1 protein-coding gene is annotated in these 1,171 nt (G+C 58.1%); it reads left to right on the top strand.

Annotation, left to right across the window (positions count from 1 at the left end):
- The first annotated feature begins 178 nt into the window (after positions 1-178).
- Complete coding sequence (locus tag QMX84_RS26295) at positions 179-1,039, top strand: pirin family protein (RefSeq protein ID WP_282365153.1); 861 nt, start codon at positions 179-181, stop codon at positions 1,037-1,039.
- Positions 1,040-1,171: the final 132 nt, after the last annotated feature.

Genomic DNA, 1,171 nt, shown 5'->3' with positions numbered 1-1,171 from the left:
TGCTTTGTGTAGGAGCGAGCTTGCTCGCGATCTTTAAACGATCAAAAGATCGCGAGCAAGCTCGCTCCTACGGGATATTTATCGTTCCATGCATAGAACGATCTAATTCAAAATTGCCATCTAGTGATATGGGTGATGCGAATCTATAGTGATTGCCATGCATGACAGGAGGTGCAACATGAAAAACATTATGGGTCTCTACACCGCTCCACGAGGTCATTGGGTCGGCGATGGTTTCCCGGTGCGCACGTTGTTTTCCTACGACACGATGGGCAAGCACATCAGCCCGTTCCTTTTGCTGGATTACGCGGGCCCAGCCGAGTTCACGCCGACCACTGAGCGTCGTGGCGTCGGGCAACACCCGCATCGTGGCTTCGAGACGGTGACCATCGTCTATAAAGGCGAAGTTGAACACCGTGACTCCACCGGAAACGGCGGGATCATCGGGCCCGGCGATGTGCAGTGGATGACGGCAGCGTCCGGCATTCTCCACGAAGAGTTCCACTCCGAGGCGTTTGCCCGCAGTGGCGGTGCACTGGAAATGGTCCAGCTGTGGGTGAACCTGCCCGCCAAGGACAAAATGGCCGAGCCGGGTTACCAAGGGATTCTGGACCGCGAGATTCCACGGCTTACGCTCAAGGACAATGCCGGTACCTTGCGTTTGATTGCCGGTGAGTTCGACGGCACACGTGGCCCGGCGCGTACGTTCACAGACATCGATGTGTGGGACATACGCCTGAACGCGGGCAAGTCGGCAACCTTCGACCTGCCTGCGGGCCGCAACTCGGCGCTGGTTGTGCTGCACGGCACGGTCGAGGTCAATGGCGCGCAAGCAGTGGGCGAAGGTCAACTGGCGCTGTTCGAACGTGAAGGCACGCAGATAAAACTGCACGCCAGCCACGATGCCGTGTTGTTGATTCTCAGCGGTGAGCCGATCGACGAGCCCATCGTTGGTCACGGGCCGTTTGTGATGAACAGCGAGGCTGAGATTCACCAGGCGTTCAGGGACTTCCAGTCGGGCAAATTCGGCCGGATGTAACTCAGGATCTTGTAGCCGCTGACGAGGTACGAAGGCTGCGATGGGTTGCGCAGCGACCCCAATCGGCGGTCCTGCGGCCCGCATCGCAGCCTTCGTGCCTCGTCAGCGACTACAGGGTTTATTGTAACAGCT

This window comes from Pseudomonas sp. PS01297 (genome assembly GCF_029959305.1).
Taxonomy (GTDB): Bacteria; Pseudomonadota; Gammaproteobacteria; order Pseudomonadales; family Pseudomonadaceae; genus Aquipseudomonas; species Aquipseudomonas helleri.
The sequence above is the reverse complement of the archived record's forward strand: the minus strand, read 5'-3'. Positions and strand labels throughout refer to the sequence as shown.

What these genes read in the sequence shown, in the direction of transcription:
- QMX84_RS26295 (WP_282365153.1), top strand. Translation starts at nt 179, where the DNA reads ATGAAAAACATTATGGGTCTCTACACCGCTCCACGAGGTCATTGGGTC.